Raw genomic sequence first — 19,440 nt, forward strand, 5'->3', positions numbered from 1 at the left:
TGTCGGCCGCTGCCGCGCGCTAGCTTTGCTCGCGCGGCTTCCTTCGCTAACGTGGCGGGCATGGACCGCCGCCTGATCATCGCTTCCCTGATCCGCTTCGATCAGCCGCTCGCCGAGCTCGAAGCCGCCGTCGCCACGCTGGACTGGGACGCCGAGCCGGTCGGCCAACTGACCCGCAAGGACATAGCTGACGTTCTGCGACGCTATCAGGCCGGCCTGCTGAAGGCCGGCGAGATCGGGCGCTGGGCCAGTCTGGTCGAGTGCCGGGAGGATCTGGAGTTCGAGATGCGCCACGAGGCGGTCGTTGCGGACGCGATCTTCGATCTCGCCAATCCGGACGTGCAGGGCACGCTGCCCGATATCGTCGAAGACCTGCTCGCCGCCCTTCAGCGCTAGTCCGGCCGCCGTCTCTTATGCGGACGCGCCCAGCGCCCGAGCCGTCGCCGCAATGACCGGCGCCAGCCGATCGCACCAGGCGGCAACGCCCTCCTCATCCCCGATCAGGTCCTGGCGGACCTCCAGCCCGAGATAGGGAATGCCATTGCCTTCGCCGTGCCGGTTCATCGTCGCGTTCAGGACCTTGCCCGAATAAGGCTGGTTGTCCCCCGTCACGATCCCCGCCGCCTCGAACAAGGGAATCGCGATTCGCGCCGCACGCTCGTCCTCGTTGTAGAGTACGCCCACTTCCCACGGCCTGGGCGCGCCGCCTTCGCGCAGCGCAGGCGTGAAGCTGTGCAGCGAGATCAGCAGCGTAGGCCGCACTGCCGCGATCGTCCGCTCGATCTCCGCATGATAAGGCGTCCAGAACGTCGCGATGCGATCCGCCCGCCCCGCTTCGTCCAGCGTCGCATTGCCGGCGATGACATGGCCGTCGCTTGCGCCCGGAATGAGCCCCGCCGCATCCGGCTCGCGATTGAGATCGATCACGAGGCGCGAGACGTTGCCGAGGATCCCCGCCATCCCGATCCGCGCGCACAGCGCCCGGCCGAGCGGCGCCACGCCGATATCGATCGCGACATGCTCGCCCATGATCGCGTCCGGCACGCCGAGATCGATGCCAAGCGGCACGCGATTGGAGGCGTGGTCGGCGATCAGCAGCATCGGTCCCGCGCCGTCGATCCGCTCCCATGGCGCGTTCATCCCCGTCTCTCCCTGATTCCGGCCGCGGTGGCGGCGAAGGCGGCGCTGTCGAAACAGGCGTCGAACGCCGCATCCGCCTCGTCCGCTTCGATCCCGCCGATTTTGCGACGAAGAAGTGCCACGCTTTCGGGCACGTTGCCGGCGATGGCCCGCGCAACGCCCTCGCCCTGATCATCCGCTAGCACGTCGATCAGCCCGATCCGCGCCGCCTCGGCCGCATCGATCGTCTCCGCCGTCAGCAGCAGTCGCGACGCCTGCCCCTGCCCGACGCGCGCGACGAGCCGCGCAATATCCTCCTGCGGATAGGAAAGCCCGAAGCGCGCCGGCGGCAGGCCGAAGCGCGCCCGTGGCCCCGCGACGCGGATGTCGCACGCCAGCGCGAGCGCAACGCCGGCGCCGAAGCATCCCCCGTCGATCGCCGCGACGACGGGCACGCGCGACGCGAGGATCGCCCCGATCCCTTCGCGCATCGCCGCCCGAAGCGCCGCCCGGCCGGCCACGTCCTGGACGAGCGCGGCCATCTCGTGAAGGTCCGCGCCGGCGCTGAACGCCGGCCCCTCGCCGCCGAGCAGGATCACACGCGCACTCTCGCCCGCGCGTGAAACGCACGCCGCCAGGTCCGCCCAGCGCGCGATCGGGATGGCGTTGCGCGCCTCGGGCCGACGCAAGGTCACGCGCGCGATCCCGCCGTCCTGCTCCAGCGTGATCATGCTCGCAGCGCCGTCGCCAGTGGCCACCAGCCGGCAGGCACCTCCCCGGCCGCACGATCGCGCGCGGCCATATCGTCGAACAGCGCGAAGCAGGTCGCGCCCGATCCTGACATGCGGACCAGATGGGCGCCGGGCTGTGCCGAAAGCCATGCCAGCACGTCGCCTATCTCGCTGCATAGGCCCCGCGCCGGCGCTTCCAGGTCGTTGCGCCCGGCGATCGCACCCGCAGCCCCCTGCCCGAGCGACCCACGATCCACGCCGTCCCATGCCTTAAACACCGCACCGGTCGAGACAGCGACACCGGGATTGACGAGCAGCACCGGCGCCCCCGCCAATGCCTCCAGATCGACCTCAGCGAGTTGCTCGCCGCGCCCCTCACCCCGCGCCGCGCGCGACAGCAGGCAGGCCGGCACGTCCGCGCCCAGTCGGCGCGCGATCTCGCTTACGCCTGCGTCGGACGAAGCGATGCCGTCGCGCCGGGCGAGCAGCCGCAGCGCCGCCGCCGCATCCGCCGATCCGCCGCCGATGCCTGATGCGATCGGCAGCCTCTTGTCGAGCCGGAATCCCGCCAGCGCCCCGCCGAAGCGGTCCACCCACTCCGCCGCTGCGCGCGTCACCAGATTGTCGTGGCCCGCCAGCATTGCGCCGAACGGCCCCTCCAGCCTCAGCCCGGGTGCCTCCTCCAGCGTCAGCACGTCGCCGGCGTCGCAAAAGGCGAACAATGTCTCCAGCGCATGATAGCCGTCCGCTTCGCGCGCGCGGACGTGCAGCGCGAGGTTGATCTTCGCGTAAGCGGTCTCCTCCAGCCCCGTCACGGGGCGGCGGTGGCCGGGGTCGGCGCGGTCTCGATCTTCGATCGGATCCGGCCCGCATCGCGCGTCTCGGCGGTGACGAGCGCGGCGCGCCAGGCAAAGCGCGCCTCGATCCGCCGCCCGAGCGCCCAATAGACGTCGCCGAGATGCTCGTTGATCGTCGGCTCACCCGGCTCGCCGGCCGAGGCGCGTTCGAGCAGCGCCACTGCCGCCGCCGCATCGCCGCCCACGAAGCGCGCCCAGCCCAGCGAATCGGTGATTGCGGGATCCTCGGGGCGAAGCTTGCTCGCGCCCTCGATCAGCCTGGTCGCCTGCGGCACGTCCTCGCGCCGCGCGAGCAGCGAATAGCCGAGATGGTTGAGCACCACCGCTTGGTCCGGCGCCAGCGCATAGGCCTTGTCGAGCGCGACCTTCGCCGTCGGCCAGTCGCCCGCTTGCTCCAGCGCCGCGCCGCGCTGCAGCCAGAGCGGCCAGACCTGATCGGCTGCGGCATTCGGACCCGCCGCCGCGATCGCCTTTTCGAACGCGGCCGCCGCGAGCGCGGGCTGCTCAAGCGTCATCTGCACATCGCCGACGCGCGCCCACTCCGGCGCCCCCGCACCCGGCCGTTCGGCCGCCGCGCTGGCGACCGCAAGCGCTTTCGCCTTGTCGTCGCTGTCCATCAGCAAGGCGACGCGCAACGCCTCGGCCGATCCGGCATAAGGATCGCTCGGCTTGACATGGCCCAGCGCCTCCAGCGCCGTGTCGGTGCGTTTCGCCATGCCGAGAATATTGCCCGTGGCGATCCAGCCGCCCGAATTGTCGGGATCGGCGAAGGTGGCGAGCCGCGCCAGCGTCGTCGCGATCGGTGCGAGCCGCTGGCGGCTGAAATCCAGCGCGACCTGCGTCATCAGCTCCGAAATGCCCGAGGCCGCGCTCTGATAGCCGAGCCCGATCTCGCCGCCGGCGGCGATCCGCGCGCGCGCCGCCACGAACACGGGATCGCTGCCTTCGAGAAAGGGCGCTGCCTGCGCCGCCTTGCCCGCCCGGAGCAGCGCTGCGGCCGTGGCGAGGCGCAGCCGCGTACCGGCGCCGGGCAAGGTCGTGACTTCGGTCGCGCCTTGGTCGACGCGCCCCATCGCCAGCAGCAGGATCGCATGCTGGCCCGGGAAATAGGCCGTGCCGAGCCCGGATTGCCGCGCGGGCTCCAGCGCCGCCAGCGGATCGCCGTCCTTCGATCCCAGCGCCACCCAGCCGCGCAGCATCGGCGCCATGAAGGCGAAGACCTTGCCCGCCTCTATCTGGTCGAGCGTCGCTCGCGCGCGCTTCCAGTCCTTCGCCTGCACGGCATCCACCAGGTACAGCAGCAGCGCGTCGGGCTGCGGCGCACCCTGCTGCTCCAGCGCGCGCGCCGCCTTCAGCGCGAGCGGCTTGTCGCCCGCGGCGATCGCCTCGCGAAAGGCGCGCTGGGCGATGACGTCGCTGCCCGGATCGCGCGCCAGCAGCACGGCCAGCTCGTCGGTCGCGGTCTGCAGGTCCCCCGCCGTCGCGGCGGCGCGCATCCGGACGTAGCGCTCGGCCTGGCTGGGTTCGCGCGTCTGCGCGGCGGCCGCGGGACCGGCGAGCGCGAGCGCGGCGACCAGGGAGAGCAAGGCGGGGGTGACTCGTGGCATGTTCATCCCCACCGCCTTAGCCGCCGATCACATGTTCGGGTAGTTCGGTCCGCCGCCGCCCTCGGGCACGACCCAGTTGATGTTCTGCGTCGGGTCCTTGATGTCGCATGTTTTGCAGTGGACGCAATTCTGCGCGTTGATCTGCAGGCGCGGCGTGCCGACGTCCGCGCCCACGATCTCATAGACGCCCGCCGGGCAGTAACGCTGCTCGGGCGCGTCGTAGAGCGCGAGATTGACCGTGATCGGCACATCCCCATCCTTCAGCGTCAGGTGGATCGGCTGATCCTCCTCATGATTGGTGTTCGAGAGGAACACCGAGGAGAGACGATCGAAGCTGATCTTACCGTCCGGTTTCGGATAGGCGATCGGTTGCACCATATCCTTGCGCCACAGGCTCTTGCTGTCGCGGTGGTGCTTGAATGCGTAGGGCAGGCCGATCTTGAGCGTGTTCATCCACATGTCCACGCCTGCCCAGATCGTGCCCATCACCGGCCCGAACTTGGCGATCGCGGGCTCGGCATTGCGGACGATCTTCAATTCCTTGGCGATCCAGCTGTCGTTGACCGCCGGCTGATAGCCTTCCAGCACATCGCCCGTCCGCCCCGCACCGATCGCCGCAAACGCATCTTCGGCCGCGAGCATCCCGCTCTTCATCGCAGTGTGGCTGCCCTTGATGCGCGGCACGTTCACGAAGCCCGCCGAACAGCCGATCAGCGCCCCGCCCGGAAAAGCCAGCTTCGGCACCGACTGCCACCCGCCCTCGTTGATCGCGCGCGCGCCGTACGAAATGCGCCGCCCGCCCTCCAGGATCTCGCGGATCGCCGGATGCTGCTTCCAGCGCTGGAATTCCTCGAACGGATAGAGGTGCGGATTCTTGTAACCCAGTCCGACGACGAGGCCGAGCGCGACCTGCCCGTTCGCCTGATGATAGAGGAAGCCGCCGCCGACCTCCTCTGTCAGCGGCCAGCCCTGCGTGTGGATGACGCGGCCGGGCACATGCTTCTCCGGGGCGATATCCCAGAGCTCCTTCATGCCGAGCCCATAGACCTGCGGCTCGCACTTGGCCTCCAGGTCGAAGATCCGCTTCACTTCCTTGGTGAGCGATCCCCGCGCGCCCTCGGCGAAGAAGGTGTATTTGGCGTGCAGTTCCATGCCCGGCTGGTAATCGGGCTTGTGCGTGCCGTCGCGCGCGACGCCCATGTCGCCGGTGGCGACGCCCTTCACCGATCCATTCTCGTGGAACAGCACTTCGGCGGCCGCGAAGCCGGGGAAGATCTCGACGCCGAGTTCCTCGGCCTTGCCCGCCAGCCAGCGGCACAGATTGCCGAGCGATCCGGTATAGGCGCCCTTGTTGTGCATGAAGCCGGGCGTGAAGAGATGCGGCATGCCGACCTTGCCGTTCTTCGACAGGAACCAGTGATGGTTCTCCGTCACCGGCACCTCGGCCATCGGGCAGCCGTCATCGCGCCAGTCGGGCAGCAGCTCGTCGAGCGCGATCGGATCGACGACCGCACCGGACAGGATATGCGCACCGATCTCGGAGCCTTTTTCCAAGATGCAGACAGAGATATCGCTGCTGCGTTCCGAAGCCAGCTGCTTGAGACGGATCGCCGCGGCAAGACCGGCGGGGCCTCCGCCGACGATCACCACGTCATACTCCATCGATTCCCGGTCGTGCATTGCTAACCTCTCTCGCGTCCGGTCGTCTTATTGGCCGAACGCTTTGTCATTTTCCCGGTGAACGCAGATTGACCTGTTCGTCAACAGTCCGTCTATCCAAAAGCTAGTGGTTTAATAAGGGGGAAGCCGATGGAAGATCGGCTGGCGCTGAGCGCCCTGGATTGGTGGGAGGAAGCCGGCGTCGATACATTCGTCGACGATGCTCCGCGCGACTGGCTCGCCCCCGCCGCCGCCCCGGCTGCCCCCGCCCCGGTTCGCAACCATCCGTCGCCCAGCGCGCAGGCCGAGGCACCGGCGACGCTGCCCGCCGATCTCGCGGCCTTCCGCCGTTTCCTGCTTGCCGATGGCGCGGTCCCCGGCCCGCCGCTCGCTCGGCTCGACGCGACCGGCGATCCCGCATCGGGCACGATGATGATCCTCGACATGCCCGAGGCCGGCGATCGCGCGGCGGGTCGCTTGCTGACGGGTGACGTCGGCGAGCTGTTCGACAAGATGCTCGGCGCGATGGGCCTCTCACGCGACATTGCCTATCTTGCCCCGCTCTCGCCCGCGCGCTCGGCCAGCGGCCGGCTGACCCCCGAGGCGATCACCGCGCTCGGGGCGCTGATGCGCCACCATATCGCGCTCGTCCGCCCGAAGCGCCTGCTGCTGCTGGGCGATGCGCCTGCGCGCGCTTTGCTCGGTCTGGGTTGCGTCGAAGCGCGCGGGCGTACACACGACGTCACGAGCGAAGGCGGCCCCGTCCCCGCCATCGCCAGCTTCCACCCCCGCCTCCTCATCCAGACCCCCGCCCGCAAGAAAGCGGCGTGGGAGGATCTCCAGCTTTTCATGGCCCTGTGATGCGCATCCTGCTTCCCCTGCTTCTCGCCGCGACCGCCTTGCCGACGGCCGCTTTCGCCGCAGACAGCGATACCGCCGTGATCACGATCACCGGTGCGCGGCCGGCCGGGCTCTCCGATGTCGATCGCGCCGCCTATCGCCTGATCTTCGCGGCGATCCATGCGGGTGACTGGGCGACCGCGTCGGCTGCGCTCGATGCGCGCCCCGATGGCCTGCTGACGTCCGTCGCGCGCGCCGAACTCTATCTTGCCCGCAACGCGCCACGCCCCGACGTGGTCAAGCTCTCGAGCCTGCTCGCAGCCGCGCCCGAGCTTCCCGAAGCCCCCGCCCTCGCGCGCCTCGCCGTGCAGCAAGGCGTCTCCGATCTGCCGATCCTGCCCCAGCCGCACGATCTGGTGCGCATGGCCGGTGCCTCGAAGCGCGTCGCTGCCCGCCCCACGCGCAGCGACGCCACCGCCGCCCGCCTGTCGATCGTCGCCACGCCGCTGGTGAAGGCCAATGACGGCGCCGGCGCGGAAGCCGTGGTCGAGGCCGCCGCAGGTCAGCTCACGCCCGAGGCGCTCGCGGAATGGCGCCAGCGGACCGCCTGGGCCTATTTCCTCGCATATGACGATGCCAATGCTCGCCGGGTCGCAGCTGCCGCCGGCGCGGGTGCGGGCGAATGGACCGTGCAGGCCAATTGGGTGCTCGGCCTCGCCTCGTGGCGGGCGGGCGACATGGCCGCCGCCGCCGATGCCTTCGCCGCCGTTGCAACCTCGGCGCGCGATGCCGAGACGGTCGCCGCCGGGCTCTATTGGGCCGCGCGCAGCGACACGGCCGGTGGCCGCCCCGATCGCGTCGCCGCGCGCCTGCGCTCCGCCGCTCGCCTCGACGAGACCTTCTACGGCATGCTCGCCTCGGCGTCTCTCGGCCTCGCGACGCAGATGGCGCCGCCTGCGGGCGACGCGCCGGACATCCTCGCGCTGCGCCCCAATGCCCGCGTCGCCGCCGCGCTGACGCAGATCGGCGAGACCGCGCTGGCCGATCAGCTGCTTCGCCAGCAGGCGCGGATCGGCCCCTCGCCCGAACATGGCGCGCTGATCCGCCTCGCCGCCAAGCTCGATCTGCCTGCGACGCAGATGTGGCTCGCGCAGAACGGCCCCGCAGGCGTCACGACCCCCGTCGCCGCGCGCTATCCGATGCCGTCGTGGAGGCCGTCGAGCGGCTGGCGCGTCGACCCCGCGCTCTGCTTCGCGCATGCGCTTCAGGAATCGCAGTTCCGCACCGATGCCGTCAGCCGCACCGGCGCGCGCGGGCTGATGCAGCTCATGCCCGGCACCGCGCGCTTGGTCGCCCGCCACAAGGGCGAGACCGCCGACATGGCGGCGCGGATGAACGATCCCGCGATCAATTTCGAATATGGCCAGTCCTACCTTGAGGAACTGGCCACACATGGCGGCACCGGCGGCCTGCTGCCCAAGGTGATCGCCGCCTACAATGCCGGGCCGAACAATATCGCCGCCTGGAACGTCCGCCCCGGCGCCTCGCAGGATCCGCTCTTCTTCATCGAGGCGATGCCTTTTGCCGAGACGCGCGCCTACACCGCGATCGTGCTGCGCAATTACTGGATGTATCAGCGCGAGAGCGGCGCTGCGACCGACAGCCTCGTGACGATGGCGCAGGGCAAATGGCCGCGTTTCCCGACTTCGGCGGCGCGCGTCGCGCTGCGCGCCGATGCGAGCCCGGCGGGGCTACCCGCGCTCAACTGATCGGGCTTCCGCCCCGGCCCCGCCGGTGGCAGGAGCGTCTCATGCCCATCGATACCAGCCTGCCGTTCCTCCCCGTTCGCATCGCGATCCTGACCGTCTCGGACAGCCGCACGCTCGCCGACGATCGCTCGGGCGACACGCTCGTCCAGCGGCTGGAGGCGGCGGGCCATATCCTCGCCGATCGCGCGATCCTGCGCGATGATGTCGCGGCGCTGGTCACGCACCTGAACCGCTGGATCGATGATCCCGGGATCGACTGCATCATCACGACCGGCGGCACCGGCGTCACCGGGCGCGATGTGACGCCCGAGGCCTTCGCCCGCGTCCGCGAGAAGGAGATCGAGGGGTTCGGCGAGCTGTTCCGCTGGCTCAGCTACCAGACGATCGGCACATCGACGATCCAGTCGCGCGCGACCGCCGCGGTCGCGCGCGGCACCTATCTGTTCGCGCTGCCCGGCTCGACCGGCGCCTGCCGCGACGGCTGGGACGGCATTCTCTCCACCCAGCTCGACAGTCGCCACCGCCCCTGCAACTTCGTCGAGCTCATGCCGAGGCTGCAGGAGCGCTGAGGCGCGCCTATCGGAGGTGCTGGATCGTCGGGCTGCGCCGGCCTGCGCGGAGCGTCGCGCCGATGACGCCGAAGCCTAGCACCATCATCATCCACGTGCCGATCTCCGGCACCGGCGCGCTGATCGGAACCTGCGTGAGGCTGAACGTGCTCGCGCTCGACGAACGCAGTCCGTTCGAGATCGTGTAATTGCTGTCGAAGATGTTGCGGGCGAAATTGTAGCTGGTGGTCGGACCAGACAACATGCCCGTGAACGTGAAGCCGCTCGTGGCGTTTCCGGTGATCGACAGCGAACTGAACGCCGCCGCGCTGACCGTGTTCAGCGTCGCCGCGGAGCTCGTGCTGGTCAGCTTGGCAGTCCCGACGACGTCATAGACCTGGTAGGTTCCGTTGCCGAGATCGTTCGTGAAGATCTGGCCGCTGCCGGTGGCCGGCGTGGTGAGCGGCAGTGGCGCCATGAAACTGAAATTGAAGATAGTGGCGGCATTCGCGCCGGCGGCAAGTCCGAGCGCTGCGACCGCGATTGCGGCCGACTTCAGGATACGGGCGAACATCGACGATACTCCACAACGCTACGTTACACGGCCGATCCGCCACGCCGGTCCGTACACGGACCAAAAGCCGATCTGCTCCGCTTCTTATGCCGCAATCGGGCTTAAATAACCATGTCGTCACAGTCTTTTAGCATTAGTTCTTGTTTTGTTCGGCGGGATTCGCTAATTACCGCCAATGGCGCGAATCCCGTCTACTTCCATGCGTCACGCGGGACGCGGCGCCACCCTGAACGACACTCCGAATCGCTTCGGTCTGGCCGCCCGCGAGAGCGACGGAGACTGGCTGGATGCGCGCGACGATGTCGATGGCGGGCCGGCCCCGGTCCGGACGACGGTCACGATCGAACGCCCGCGCACGATCATCACCCGCAACAGCTCGCCCGACGTGCCGTTCGATCGCTCGATCAACGCCTATCGCGGCTGCGAGCATGGCTGCATTTACTGCTTCGCGCGCCCCACCCACGCCTTCCACGATCTCTCGCCCGGTCTCGATTTCGAAACGCGTCTGTTCGCCAAGCCCGATGCCGCCAGGCTGCTCCGCGTCGAATTGTCGGCCAAATCCTATCTGCCCAAGCCAATCGCGCTCGGGACCAACACCGATCCCTATCAGCCGATCGAGGCCACATGGCGGATCACGCGCGAGATCATCGAGATCTTCCACGAGACGCGCCATCCTTTCACGATCACGACCAAATCGGATCGCGTCGTCCGCGATCTCGATCTGATCGCGCCGATGGCGGCGAAGGGCCTCGTCTCGGTCGTCATGTCGGTGCCGACGATCGATCCGAAGACCGCGCGCACGCTGGAGCCGCGCGCGCCGAGCCCCGCCAAGCGCCTCGCCGCGATCCGCGCGCTCAGCGATGCCGGCGTCCAATGTCACGTCTCGCTCGCGCCCGTGGTGCCGCAGATCACGGATCACGAGATGGAACAGATCCTGTCGGCCGCTGCCGACGCCGGCGCGCGCCGTGCCTTCTTCATGCCCGTGCGACTGCCGCATGAGGTCGCGCCCCTGTTTCGCGCTTGGCTCGACGCGCACCACCCGGATCGCGCGGCCAAGGTCATGGCCACGATCCGGTCGATCCGCGGCGGGCGCGACAATGATCCCGATTTCCACACGCGCATGAAGGGTCAGGGGCCATGGGCCGATCTGCTGCGCACCCGCTTCCAGATCGCGTGCCGCAAGCTCGGCCTCAATCGCGAACGGCTGGTGCTGCGCACCGATCTGTTCAGGCCGCCGGAAGGCGATCAGCCGCGTCTGCTGTGATATAATGCGAAATACTCGCAGTAATATTTGCGATCTATTCTCAGCCGACTTGCGAGTTGTTCGCGCTTCAAATTTGCAGGCATCCGGTCTATCGGCGCGCTCGACCGATTAAAGAAGGAATGCAGCCGTGAAGGGCGACGAGAAAGTCATCGAATATCTGAACGTCGCGCTCAAGAATGAGCTGACGGCGATCAACCAGTATTTCCTCCATTACCGGATGCTGGATCATTGGGGCATCGCGAAGCTCGCCAAGTTCGAATATGGCGAATCGATCGACGAGATGAAGCATGCCGACATGCTCGCGGCGCGCGTCCTGTTCCTTGATGGACTGCCCAATTTCCAGCTGCTCGGCCGCCTGCGCATCGGCGAGACGGTGGAGGAGATCCTCCGTGCCGATCTCGCGCTGGAGAATGAAGCGATCCCGCAGCTGCGCGAAGCCATCGCCCATTGCGAGACGGTGCGCGATTATATCACGCGCGATCTGTTCAAGCGCATCCTCGACAACGAGGAAGAGCATGTCGATTATCTGGAGCGCCAGTTCGATATGATCGCGCGCATGGGCATCCAGAACTATGTCCAGCTGCAGTCGAAGTCGGCGGACGAAGAGGCGCACTGAGCCTCGCGCCGGTCCCGCCCGGGCGGTGGTTCCCCACCCCCGCGCGGGACGGCGCCGCTAAAAGTTAGGCGCCGACGACCTTTCGCCCGAACCCGCCCGTGCGCCGTGGCGCCAGCGTCGGGGCGGGAGGTGCCCGCTCGGCGGTCTCGCGATCGAAGAAAGCGATCGTCTGCGCGAACAGCCCGCGCAGTTCGAGCACCTTCAGCAGCACGTCATCGGGAAAGTCGTGCATCTCGATCGAGAGCCGGGCCGCTTTCTCGATCTCCTCGGCCGCCAGCGCGAGCGCATCCGCACCGACCATCAGCGAATCGCCCTTCAGCGTGTGCGACGGACGCACGAGGCACACCGCGCTGCGATCGCGCACCGCGCGCTCGATCTCCTCGATCGCCTTCGCGCCGTCCTCGCGATAATAGCTGAGGATCCGGGCGAAGCTCTCGCCGAGCTCGCTCCGCGCGGCGCTGAACCGGTCCCTGTCGACGATCTGGCTGCTAATTTCGTGCACTTGCCCACTCCACGCCTACGCGCGCCAAGCCCTCTAGTGCGATTGATTCGGTTAAGACTTTGCTTCCAGAGGGCGCTTGATGATGAAATCAGTCGCCTCCGCTAGGATCGACCAGCCATGCTCCCGGCAGAGTGCGCGGAATTCTGCCGGCGCCTGCGGATCGTCCGCGGATATTCTCACGTGGTTCGCCCCGCGCATCGCCTTGGCCAGCCGCAACGCCGGCCACGGACATTTCAGCCCGCGCGCATCGACGATCGTCTCGGTCACGTCCCGAACGGATTCTTCGGCGCGCGCAGCGTCATCCGCACGGGAACGCCTGCAAAGCCCAAGTCGCGACGGATCCCGTTGATCAGATAGCGGCGATAGCTCTCCGGCAGCTGATCGACGCGCGTGCCGAACAGGATGAAGCTCGGCGGACGCGTCCGCGCCTGCGTCAGATAGCGCAACTTGATGCGCTTGCCGCCCGGCGCCGGCGGCGGATTGGCCTCGATCGCTTTCTCGAACCAGCGGTTGAGCTGGCCCGTCGAGATGCGCTTCGACCATTCGTCGCGGATCTTGAACGAAGCTTCGATCAGCTGGTCGATGCCGCGCCCGGTCTCGGCCGATACCGTCAGCACCGGCAGGCCCTTCACCTGCGCGAGCCCCTCGTCCAGCGCGCCGCGCACGCCCTGGAACAGGCTCGGCGGATTTTCGGCGACGTCCCATTTGTTGATCGCGATGATCAGTGCGCGGCCTTCTTCCAGCACCTGGCCGGCGATGCGCAGGTCCTGCGCCTCCAGCCCGCGCGTCGCGTCCAGCAGCAGCACGACGACCTCCGCGAAGTCGATCGAGCGCTGCGTGTCGGCGGCGGAGAGCTTCTCCAGCTTGTCCTCCACCTTCGCCTTGCGCCGCAGCCCTGCCGTGTCGATCAGCCGCACGGGCCGATCCTTCCACATCCACTCCACCGCGATCGAGTCGCGCGTGATCCCGGCTTCGGGACCCGTGATCAGGCGATCCTCGCCCAGCATCCGGTTGATGAGCGTGGACTTGCCCGCATTGGGGCGCCCGACGATGGCGAGCTTCAGCGGCCCGTCCGGCTCGTCGCCCTCCAGCAGGATCTCGTCATCCTCCTCGGGTCCGTCCTCGTCCTCGCGCTCCAGATAGGGACGCAGCGCCTCGAACAGATCGACAAGCCCCTCGCCATGCTCGGCCGAAAACGGGATCGGATCGCCGAGACCCAGCGAATAGGCATCGATGATCCCGCTTTCGCCGGCCTTGCCCTCGGCCTTGTTGGCGATCGGGATGACGGGCGTGTCCGACTGGCGCAGCCAGCGCGCGATCGATTGATCGAGCGGCATCACGCCCGCGCGGGCATCGATCAGGAACAAGGCGACGTCGGCATCGCCGACCGCGGCTTCCGATTGGGCGCGCATCCGGCCCGGCAGCGTATCGGGATCCTCGTCCTCGAAGCCTGCCGTATCGACGATCCGGAATTCGAGGCCGAGCAGGGTCGCGTCGCCCTCGCGCCGGTCGCGCGTGACGCCGGGCATGTCGTCGACGAGCGCGAGACGCTTGCCGACGAGGCGGTTGAAAAGGGTCGACTTGCCCACATTGGGGCGTCCGACGATGGCAACGATGGGTAAAGGCATGCGCGCTCCTTAGACGGAAGCGGCACGATATTCACGCACGGCGTTCGCCGGATTCTATTTGGCCGGTCGCAGACACGAAAACGCCGCCGGTTTTGAGGCCGGCGGCGTTGCGTGTGTCAGGCGAAGCGGACGCTGGTGCGCCGGCGGCGCATCGTCGAACCGACAGCACCGAAGCCGACGATCATCATCGCCCAGGTCGCGGGCTCGGGCACGGCGGCCGGCGCGGACAGGTTGATCGTGTTGTTCACGGAAGCGGTACCGTCGCCGACTGCGATCACATATTTCGCCGTCTGCGAATAAGGGCCGCTCAGGCCGACGAGCGCGTCGGTCGAGACAACGGTGCCGATGCCGGTGAACAGAGCCGACGCCAGCTGCGTACCACCGAACAGTTCGTTCGAAGCGCTATAATAGGTCGATTCCACCACCGACTGGGCCGAACCGGTGAAGGAATTCGACGTGAAGGAGCTGGTGAGGCCGGCGGTCGACGCCGTCAAATTCTGCTGCGTCACATAGACGGTCAGCATCCCGGCAATCGTCGACGAGACGCTGATGCCATTAGTCTGCAGGATCGGCTGCGGCAGCAACGGCGATCCGAACGCAGACACCAAAGTCGTGAACGATCCGTAGGCACCCGTGAAGGAAGCCAGACCGCTGCCCGAATCGGTTGCGACGGTCGTGACGGCGCCGCCGTTGACGGCGGCATTCTGGAACGCGATCGTGATCGTGGCGCTGGCGGGCGATGCCAAGATCATTACGGGTGCGAGAAACGCAAAAGCAAACTTGTTCATGAAATACTCCGCACCAGGAAAAGCGATTCGATGGCGTGATTCGTCGCTAAACCAGAAATCCGGGCATTAACAGTCGTTAACCGGAAAAAAGCGGATTCTTGTAAATTCTTTTTTCATGGAACTTTTGCGCGGGCCTCAAACAGCATTTGCGTCGTTCGGAACGGACGCGGTCGATATGCAATATCGTCGCCGTCCTTTCGTAAGGCAGTCGGGCCGATCCGCTGCTTGAGCGAAGGCACTCCGGCAGGCTCAGGCTCGCGCCGGCAGCACCACATTATCGATCAGCCGCGTCGTGCCATAGCGGACCGCCAGCGACACTACCGCGCCGGCGTCCGTCACCTCGTCGAGCTCGACCAGCGTGTCGGGATCGGCGATGCTGATATAGTCGACGATACCCGTCGTCTCCGCGATATGCGTGGCGATTCCGCTGCGGAGCGTCGCAGCGCCCGCCTCGCCTCCGGCCCACGCCGCCTCCGCCCCTGAAAGCCCGCGATAGAGTGCCGTCGCCTGCGCGCGATCCTCGGCGGACAGATAGACGTTGCGGCTCGATAGCGCGAGGCCGTCCGCCTCGCGCAGCGTCGGCCCCACGCGGATATTCACCGGCAGATCCAGATCGCGCACCAGCTGCTTGATCACGCGCGTCTGCTGCACGTCCTTCTGCCCGAACCACGCGACGTCGGGCGCGACGATGTTGAACAGCTTGGCCACCACCGTCGCCACACCCGAGAAATGCCCGGGCCGGATCGCGCCCTCCAGCCGGTTGGCGATCGCGCCGACCTCGATCCGCGTGTCGAACCCCGCCGGATAGACGATCTCCACCGACGGCAGGAACACGAGCTCGACCCCGCCCGCCTCCAGTTTGGCCAGATCCGCCTCGATCGGCCGCGGATAGCGCGTCAGATCCTCGTTCGGCCCGAACTGCGCAGGGTTGACGAAGATGCTCGCCGCGACCGCGTCGCAGCCGTCGCGCGCCGATGCCATCAGGCCCATATGCCCGTCGTGAAGCGCGCCCATCGTCGGCACGAAGCCCAGGCGCCCGAGCCCCGCCCGCGCCGCACGCGTCTCGGCGACCGTCCGGACGATCTTCACCGTGCGACGTCCGCGAGGCGCTTGGCCTCCTCGATCACCGAGGCATCGATCGAGGCGCCATTGGCGTCGGTCGGAAAGGCGCCGCTCGCCACGTCGGCGGCATAGCCGGCCAGCGCGCTTTCGATCGCCTTGCCGATCTCCGCATAGCGGCCCGCATGGCGGAAGGGCGGATGATCGATCAGGCCCAGCACGTCGTGCCACACCTGCACCTGCCCGTCGCAGCCCGGCCCCGCGCCGATCCCGATCGTCGGGATCGAGATCGCCTCGGAGACGGCGCGCGCCAGCTCGATCGGCACGAGTTCCAGCACCATCGCGAACGCGCCCGCTTGCTCCAGCGCCCTCGCATCGCGGATCAACGTCGCCCCCGCCTCGGCGGTCTTGGCCTGGACGCGGATGCCGATCTGGTTGGCCGATTGCGGCGTGAAGCCGAGATGCCCCATCACCGGCACGCCGAGCGACACGAGCCGCTCGACCGCGGGCAGCACGGCCTCCCCGCCCTCCAGCTTCACCGCATGCGCGCCGCCGTCCTGCATCAGCCGCTGCGCCGAGGCGACCGCCTGTTCGGGCGTCGCATAGGACAGGAACGGCATGTCGACGACGATCAGCGACTCCGGCGCGCCGCGCGCGACCGCCGCGCTATGCGCGATCATGTCCTCCAGCGTCACCGGGATAGTGCTCGTGTGCCCGAGCATCACCTGCCCCAGCGAATCGCCCACCAGCAGGAAGCGCAGGCCCGCCCGCTCGCAGATCAAGGCGGAGGCATGATCATAGCAGGTGATCATCGCGATCCGCTCGCCTTTGGCCTTCATCCGGATAATTCCGGCGACGGTGAGCGCCATGTCCTGCTCCTTCCAGCGCGTGGGGCCAGCGGCCTAGCCTGCCCGGCGAAAGCCCGCAAATGCAGCATCTTCGCTTCCGCGGATTTCGTCCTTATATGCGGAGGCGAGCCGGCTTTCGCGGCGGGAGGATTTCTATCGTGCGTTGGGTCATGCGGTCGAAGATTCACAATGCCACCGTCACGGAGGCGAACCTCGCTTATGTGGGCTCGATCACGATCGACAGCGATCTGCTCGATGCGGTCGGCCTGTGGGCAGGCGAGAAGGTGCTCGTCGTCTCGAATACCAGCGGCTCGCGGCTCGAGACCTATGTGATCGCAGGCGAGCGCGGATCGGGCGAGATCTGCATGAACGGCGCCGCCGCGCATCTGATCGGCGAAGGCGAGGAGGTCATCATCATGGGCTTCGAGCTGACGCCCGAGCCGATCACTCCGCACGTGATCCTCGTCGACAAGGCCAATCGCCTCGTCCGCCACCTCGTCGAGCATCCCAAGCGGGAAGTGGCGTCATTCCTGTAGGCGGGACCGCCAGGCGGCCGGGCTGGTCCTCGGTCGTCCCGGATGCGCCGATCGGCAGCCCCAGCCACACGCGCTACGATCGCGCCGCCTGGGCACGGTTGCGCTCGGCAGTGCCGCTCACGCTCGACGAAGGCGATCTCGCGCGGCTGCGCGGCGCCAACGAGCCGATCTCGCTCAGCGAGGTCGAGCAGGTCTATCTGCCGCTCACCCGCCTGATCAACCTCCATGTCGGCGCGACGCGTGGCCTCGCGCGCGTCACCGACGATTTCCTCGGCCGACCCGCCGGCCGGCGTCCTTATGTGGTCGCGATCGCGGGCTCGGTCGCGGTCGGCAAGAGCACGATGGCGCGCGTGCTGCGCGCGCTTCTGTCGCGCTGGCCCGATCACCCCTCGGTCGATCTCGTCACCACCGACGGCTTCCTCTATCCGACGGCGGTGCTGGAAGAGCGCGGGCTGATGTCGCGCAAGGGCTTTCCCGAAAGCTACGACGTCCGCACGATGATCGAATTCCTCGCCGAAGTGCGCTCGACCGGCCGCGCCAGCTCGCCCGTCTATTCGCACCACGCCTACGACATCATTCCCGGCGAGCGGCAGGTGATCGATCAGCCCGACGTGCTGATCTTCGAAGGCCTCAACGTCCTCCAGATCGGCTCGGGGCACGACGCCCACCACCCGTTCACGGCCAGCGATTTCTTCGACATTTCGATCTACATCGATGCCGATCCCGACGATATCGAGCGCTGGTACGAAGAGCGTTTCCTGCTCCTGCAGCAGACCGCCTTCCAGGACCCGAAATCCTATTTCCACCACTTCGCCCATTTCACCCGCGAGCAGGCGCTGGACGCCGCGCGCGACATCTGGGCCGAGGTCAACGCGCTGAACCTGTGCGAGAACATCCTCCCCTCGCGCAGCCGCGCCGACGTGATCATCCGCAAGGGCCCGCGTCACGCGGTCAAGGAATTGTGGCTGCGGCGGCTTTAGGGCTTCTGCCTTCCCCACTCCCGTTTGGTTCGAGCTTGTCGAGAACCCGTCAGCTTCGAGCGAAGTCGAGAAGCGTCCCACTGGCACCACTTCTCGACTGCGATCTCGACCGGGCTCCCACGAAAGTACTACTTTCGTGGGGTCCCGACTTGCTCGATCTCCGCTCGAAGCAAACGGATTTCGGGACGTTCAATCCACAAACAGCAAAGCCGGCGTCTCAACCAGCCGCTTGACCGCCTGCACGAAACTGGCCGCATCCCACCCGTCCACCACGCGGTGATCGCACGAGATCGACAGGTTCATCAGCTTCGCCGCCACCACCTGTCCGTCGCGAAACCCCGGCCGCTCCACGATCCGGTTCGGTCCGATGATCGCCACTTCGGGCCGGTTGATCACCGGCGTCGTCGCGATCCCGCCGAGCGGCCCCAGCGACGTCACCGTCAGCGTCGATCCCGACAATTCCTCGGATCGCGCCTTGCCCGCCCGCGCCGCCTCCGCCAGCCGCGCGATCTCCGCTGCAAGCTGCCAGATGTTCAGATCCTGCGCATCGCGCACGACCGGCACCATCAGCCCCGCCTCGGTCTGCGTCGCGATGCCGAGATGCACCGCGCCGTGCCGCGTCACGACGCCGGCGGTGTCGTCATAGCGCGCGTTGATCATCGGAAAATCGGGCAGCGCCTTGCAGATCGCGACGATCAGCAACGGCAGGATCGTCAGCCGCGGCTTGGCGCCGCGCGTCTCGTTGAGGTCCGCGCGGAGCGCCTCCAGCTTGGTGACATCGAACTCCTCGACATAGGTGAAATGCGGAATGGCGCGCTTCGACGCCGCCATATTCTCCGCGATGCGCCTGCGCAGGCCGATGACCTTAATCGCCTCGTCCGCACGCGCCGGGGCCGAGGCGCGGTAGCCGCGCGCACCGTTATAGCCGAGAAACGCATCGAGATCGGCATGACGGATCCGTCCGTCAGGCGCGTGAACCTCGGCGAGATCGATCCCGAGATCCTTCGCGCGCGCACGCACAGCAGGCGAGGCGAGAAGGCGCTTCTTCTCATCCTCCCCAGCTTGCTCGGGAGGGGGACCATCCGCAGGATGGTGGAAGGGAATGGCAACGGGCTCGGGAGCGGCGAGATCGGTGCTCTCCTCCCCTCCATTGGCTTCGCCGGTCCCCCTCCCCCCGCTTCGGGCGGGGAGGACTTGTTCGGCCCGCTCAGGCGCTGCGACGGCAGCCGCCTCATTCGGCGCCTCGACCACCGTCACCTCGCCGACCACGCTTTCGCTCTCGAACACCGCCAGCACCGCCCCGATCGCGATCTGGTCCCCCACCTCGCCTGCCACCGCCACGATGGTCCCGCTCACTGGCGCGGTCATCTCCACCGTCGCCTTGTCGGTCATCATGTCGCAGAGCGGGTCATCTTCCTCGACGACATCGCCCACCCGCACATGCCAGGCGACGATCTCCGCCTCGGCGATCCCCTCGCCGATATCGGGTAATTTGAAGTCGATGCGCGCCATGCC

General features: G+C 67.7%; 21 protein-coding genes. 8 read left to right on the plus strand and 13 right to left on the minus strand.

The genetic code is table 11. From position 1 onward, the window contains the following. The first annotated feature begins 60 nt into the window (after nucleotides 1–60). The gene (locus tag Q4F19_RS12160; RefSeq protein WP_303542918.1) at nucleotides 61–396 is read left to right on the plus strand and encodes a hypothetical protein; all 336 of its coding nucleotides are present in this window, start codon (nucleotides 61–63) and stop codon (nucleotides 394–396) included. A gap of 15 nt (nucleotides 397–411) precedes the next feature. Here the strand turns inward: Q4F19_RS12160 and Q4F19_RS12165 are convergent, their stop codons facing one another. Genes Q4F19_RS12165 through Q4F19_RS12185 form a run of 5 tightly spaced genes read right to left on the minus strand, consistent with a single transcriptional unit; the run spans nucleotide 412 to nucleotide 5,994 of the window. After that, complete coding sequence (locus tag Q4F19_RS12165; RefSeq protein WP_303542922.1) at nucleotides 412–1,140, minus strand: N-formylglutamate amidohydrolase; 729 nt, start codon at nucleotides 1,138–1,140, stop codon at nucleotides 412–414. Next, nucleotides 1,137–1,850, minus strand: coding sequence for an enoyl-CoA hydratase/isomerase family protein (locus Q4F19_RS12170; protein ID WP_303542924.1), 714 nt, complete (start codon nucleotides 1,848–1,850; stop codon nucleotides 1,137–1,139). Before Q4F19_RS12170 ends, Q4F19_RS12165 begins: the two co-directional genes overlap by 4 nt. Beyond that, nucleotides 1,847–2,665, minus strand: a complete 819-nt coding sequence (locus Q4F19_RS12175; RefSeq protein ID WP_303542925.1) for a 4-(cytidine 5'-diphospho)-2-C-methyl-D-erythritol kinase — start codon at nucleotides 2,663–2,665, stop codon at nucleotides 1,847–1,849. Before Q4F19_RS12175 ends, Q4F19_RS12170 begins: the two co-directional genes overlap by 4 nt. After that, the gene (locus Q4F19_RS12180) at nucleotides 2,662–4,320 is read right to left on the minus strand and encodes a tetratricopeptide repeat protein (protein ID WP_303542927.1); all 1,659 of its coding nucleotides are present in this window, start codon (nucleotides 4,318–4,320) and stop codon (nucleotides 2,662–2,664) included. The genes Q4F19_RS12175 and Q4F19_RS12180 overlap by 4 nt, the downstream gene beginning before the upstream one ends. A 21-nt stretch (nucleotides 4,321–4,341) precedes the next feature. Continuing rightward, nucleotides 4,342–5,994, minus strand: coding sequence for an electron transfer flavoprotein-ubiquinone oxidoreductase (locus tag Q4F19_RS12185; RefSeq protein WP_303542929.1), 1,653 nt, complete (start codon nucleotides 5,992–5,994; stop codon nucleotides 4,342–4,344). A gap of 129 nt (nucleotides 5,995–6,123) precedes the next feature. Here Q4F19_RS12185 and Q4F19_RS12190 point away from each other — a divergent pair, with 129 nt between their 5' ends. The 3 genes from Q4F19_RS12190 to moaB are packed head-to-tail and all read left to right on the plus strand — an operon-like array spanning nucleotide 6,124 to nucleotide 9,151. Then, nucleotides 6,124–6,834 carry a uracil-DNA glycosylase gene (locus tag Q4F19_RS12190; RefSeq protein ID WP_303542931.1) on the plus strand — a complete coding sequence of 237 codons (711 nt, stop codon included), beginning with the start codon at nucleotides 6,124–6,126 and terminating at the stop codon, nucleotides 6,832–6,834. Then, nucleotides 6,834–8,582: a lytic transglycosylase domain-containing protein gene (locus Q4F19_RS12195; RefSeq protein WP_303542932.1), complete on the plus strand. Its 1,749-nt coding sequence runs from the start codon at nucleotides 6,834–6,836 to the stop codon at nucleotides 8,580–8,582. The genes Q4F19_RS12190 and Q4F19_RS12195 overlap by 1 nt, the downstream gene beginning before the upstream one ends. Nucleotides 8,583–8,623: 41 nt before the next feature. Further along, nucleotides 8,624–9,151 carry a molybdenum cofactor biosynthesis protein B gene (gene moaB, locus Q4F19_RS12200; protein ID WP_303542933.1) on the plus strand — a complete coding sequence of 176 codons (528 nt, stop codon included), beginning with the start codon at nucleotides 8,624–8,626 and terminating at the stop codon, nucleotides 9,149–9,151. 7 nt (nucleotides 9,152–9,158) lie between these two features. Here moaB and Q4F19_RS12205 read toward each other — a convergent pair whose 3' ends face one another. Then, nucleotides 9,159–9,704 carry a hypothetical protein gene (locus tag Q4F19_RS12205; protein WP_303542934.1) on the minus strand — a complete coding sequence of 182 codons (546 nt, stop codon included), beginning with the start codon at nucleotides 9,702–9,704 and terminating at the stop codon, nucleotides 9,159–9,161. 199 nt (nucleotides 9,705–9,903) lie between these two features. Between Q4F19_RS12205 and Q4F19_RS12210 the strand changes: the two genes are divergently transcribed. Then, nucleotides 9,904–10,968 carry a PA0069 family radical SAM protein gene (locus tag Q4F19_RS12210; RefSeq protein WP_303542935.1) on the plus strand — a complete coding sequence of 355 codons (1,065 nt, stop codon included), beginning with the start codon at nucleotides 9,904–9,906 and terminating at the stop codon, nucleotides 10,966–10,968. Between the two features lie 127 nt (nucleotides 10,969–11,095). Next, nucleotides 11,096–11,584 (plus strand): bacterioferritin, encoded by a 489-nt coding sequence (gene bfr / locus Q4F19_RS12215; protein WP_303542937.1) that lies wholly within the window; start codon nucleotides 11,096–11,098, stop codon nucleotides 11,582–11,584. Between the two features lie 64 nt (nucleotides 11,585–11,648). Here the strand turns inward: bfr and Q4F19_RS12220 are convergent, their stop codons facing one another. From Q4F19_RS12220 to panB, 6 genes are all read right to left on the minus strand, one after another. Beyond that, the gene (locus Q4F19_RS12220) at nucleotides 11,649–12,086 is read right to left on the minus strand and encodes an Hpt domain-containing protein (protein WP_303542939.1); all 438 of its coding nucleotides are present in this window, start codon (nucleotides 12,084–12,086) and stop codon (nucleotides 11,649–11,651) included. Between the two features lie 51 nt (nucleotides 12,087–12,137). Next, nucleotides 12,138–12,353: a sulfurtransferase TusA family protein gene (locus Q4F19_RS12225; protein WP_303542941.1), complete on the minus strand. Its 216-nt coding sequence runs from the start codon at nucleotides 12,351–12,353 to the stop codon at nucleotides 12,138–12,140. After that, nucleotides 12,350–13,714 (minus strand): ribosome biogenesis GTPase Der, encoded by a 1,365-nt coding sequence (gene der / locus Q4F19_RS12230; protein WP_303542943.1) that lies wholly within the window; start codon nucleotides 13,712–13,714, stop codon nucleotides 12,350–12,352. Before der ends, Q4F19_RS12225 begins: the two co-directional genes overlap by 4 nt. Nucleotides 13,715–13,830: 116 nt before the next feature. Further along, nucleotides 13,831–14,502, minus strand: coding sequence for a PEPxxWA-CTERM sorting domain-containing protein (locus tag Q4F19_RS12235; RefSeq protein ID WP_303542945.1), 672 nt, complete (start codon nucleotides 14,500–14,502; stop codon nucleotides 13,831–13,833). Between the two features lie 249 nt (nucleotides 14,503–14,751). Then, nucleotides 14,752–15,591 (minus strand): pantoate--beta-alanine ligase, encoded by an 840-nt coding sequence (gene panC / locus Q4F19_RS12240; protein WP_303542947.1) that lies wholly within the window; start codon nucleotides 15,589–15,591, stop codon nucleotides 14,752–14,754. Continuing rightward, nucleotides 15,588–16,430, minus strand: a complete 843-nt coding sequence (gene panB / locus Q4F19_RS12245; protein ID WP_303542949.1) for a 3-methyl-2-oxobutanoate hydroxymethyltransferase — start codon at nucleotides 16,428–16,430, stop codon at nucleotides 15,588–15,590. Before panB ends, panC begins: the two co-directional genes overlap by 4 nt. 149 nt (nucleotides 16,431–16,579) lie before the next feature. On the opposite strand from panB, the gene panD reads away from it, so the two are divergent. Together panD and coaA are read left to right on the plus strand one after the other, a co-directional pair. Then, complete coding sequence (panD, locus tag Q4F19_RS12250; RefSeq protein WP_303542951.1) at nucleotides 16,580–16,945, plus strand: aspartate 1-decarboxylase; 366 nt, start codon at nucleotides 16,580–16,582, stop codon at nucleotides 16,943–16,945. Nucleotides 16,946–16,995: 50 nt separating this feature from the next. Further along, on the plus strand, nucleotides 16,996–17,925 hold the full coding sequence (coaA, locus tag Q4F19_RS12255; protein WP_303543392.1) for a type I pantothenate kinase: 930 nt from the start codon (nucleotides 16,996–16,998) through the stop codon (nucleotides 17,923–17,925). A 189-nt stretch (nucleotides 17,926–18,114) separates the two neighbouring features. Here coaA and Q4F19_RS12260 read toward each other — a convergent pair whose 3' ends face one another. Further along, nucleotides 18,115–19,437 carry a dihydrolipoamide acetyltransferase family protein gene (locus tag Q4F19_RS12260; RefSeq protein WP_303542953.1) on the minus strand — a complete coding sequence of 441 codons (1,323 nt, stop codon included), beginning with the start codon at nucleotides 19,435–19,437 and terminating at the stop codon, nucleotides 18,115–18,117. Nucleotides 19,438–19,440 lie beyond the last annotated feature (3 nt).

Origin of the sequence: Sphingomonas natans, assembly GCF_030546695.1 — a bacterium.
GTDB lineage: Bacteria > Pseudomonadota > Alphaproteobacteria > Sphingomonadales > Sphingomonadaceae > Sphingomonas_I > Sphingomonas_I natans.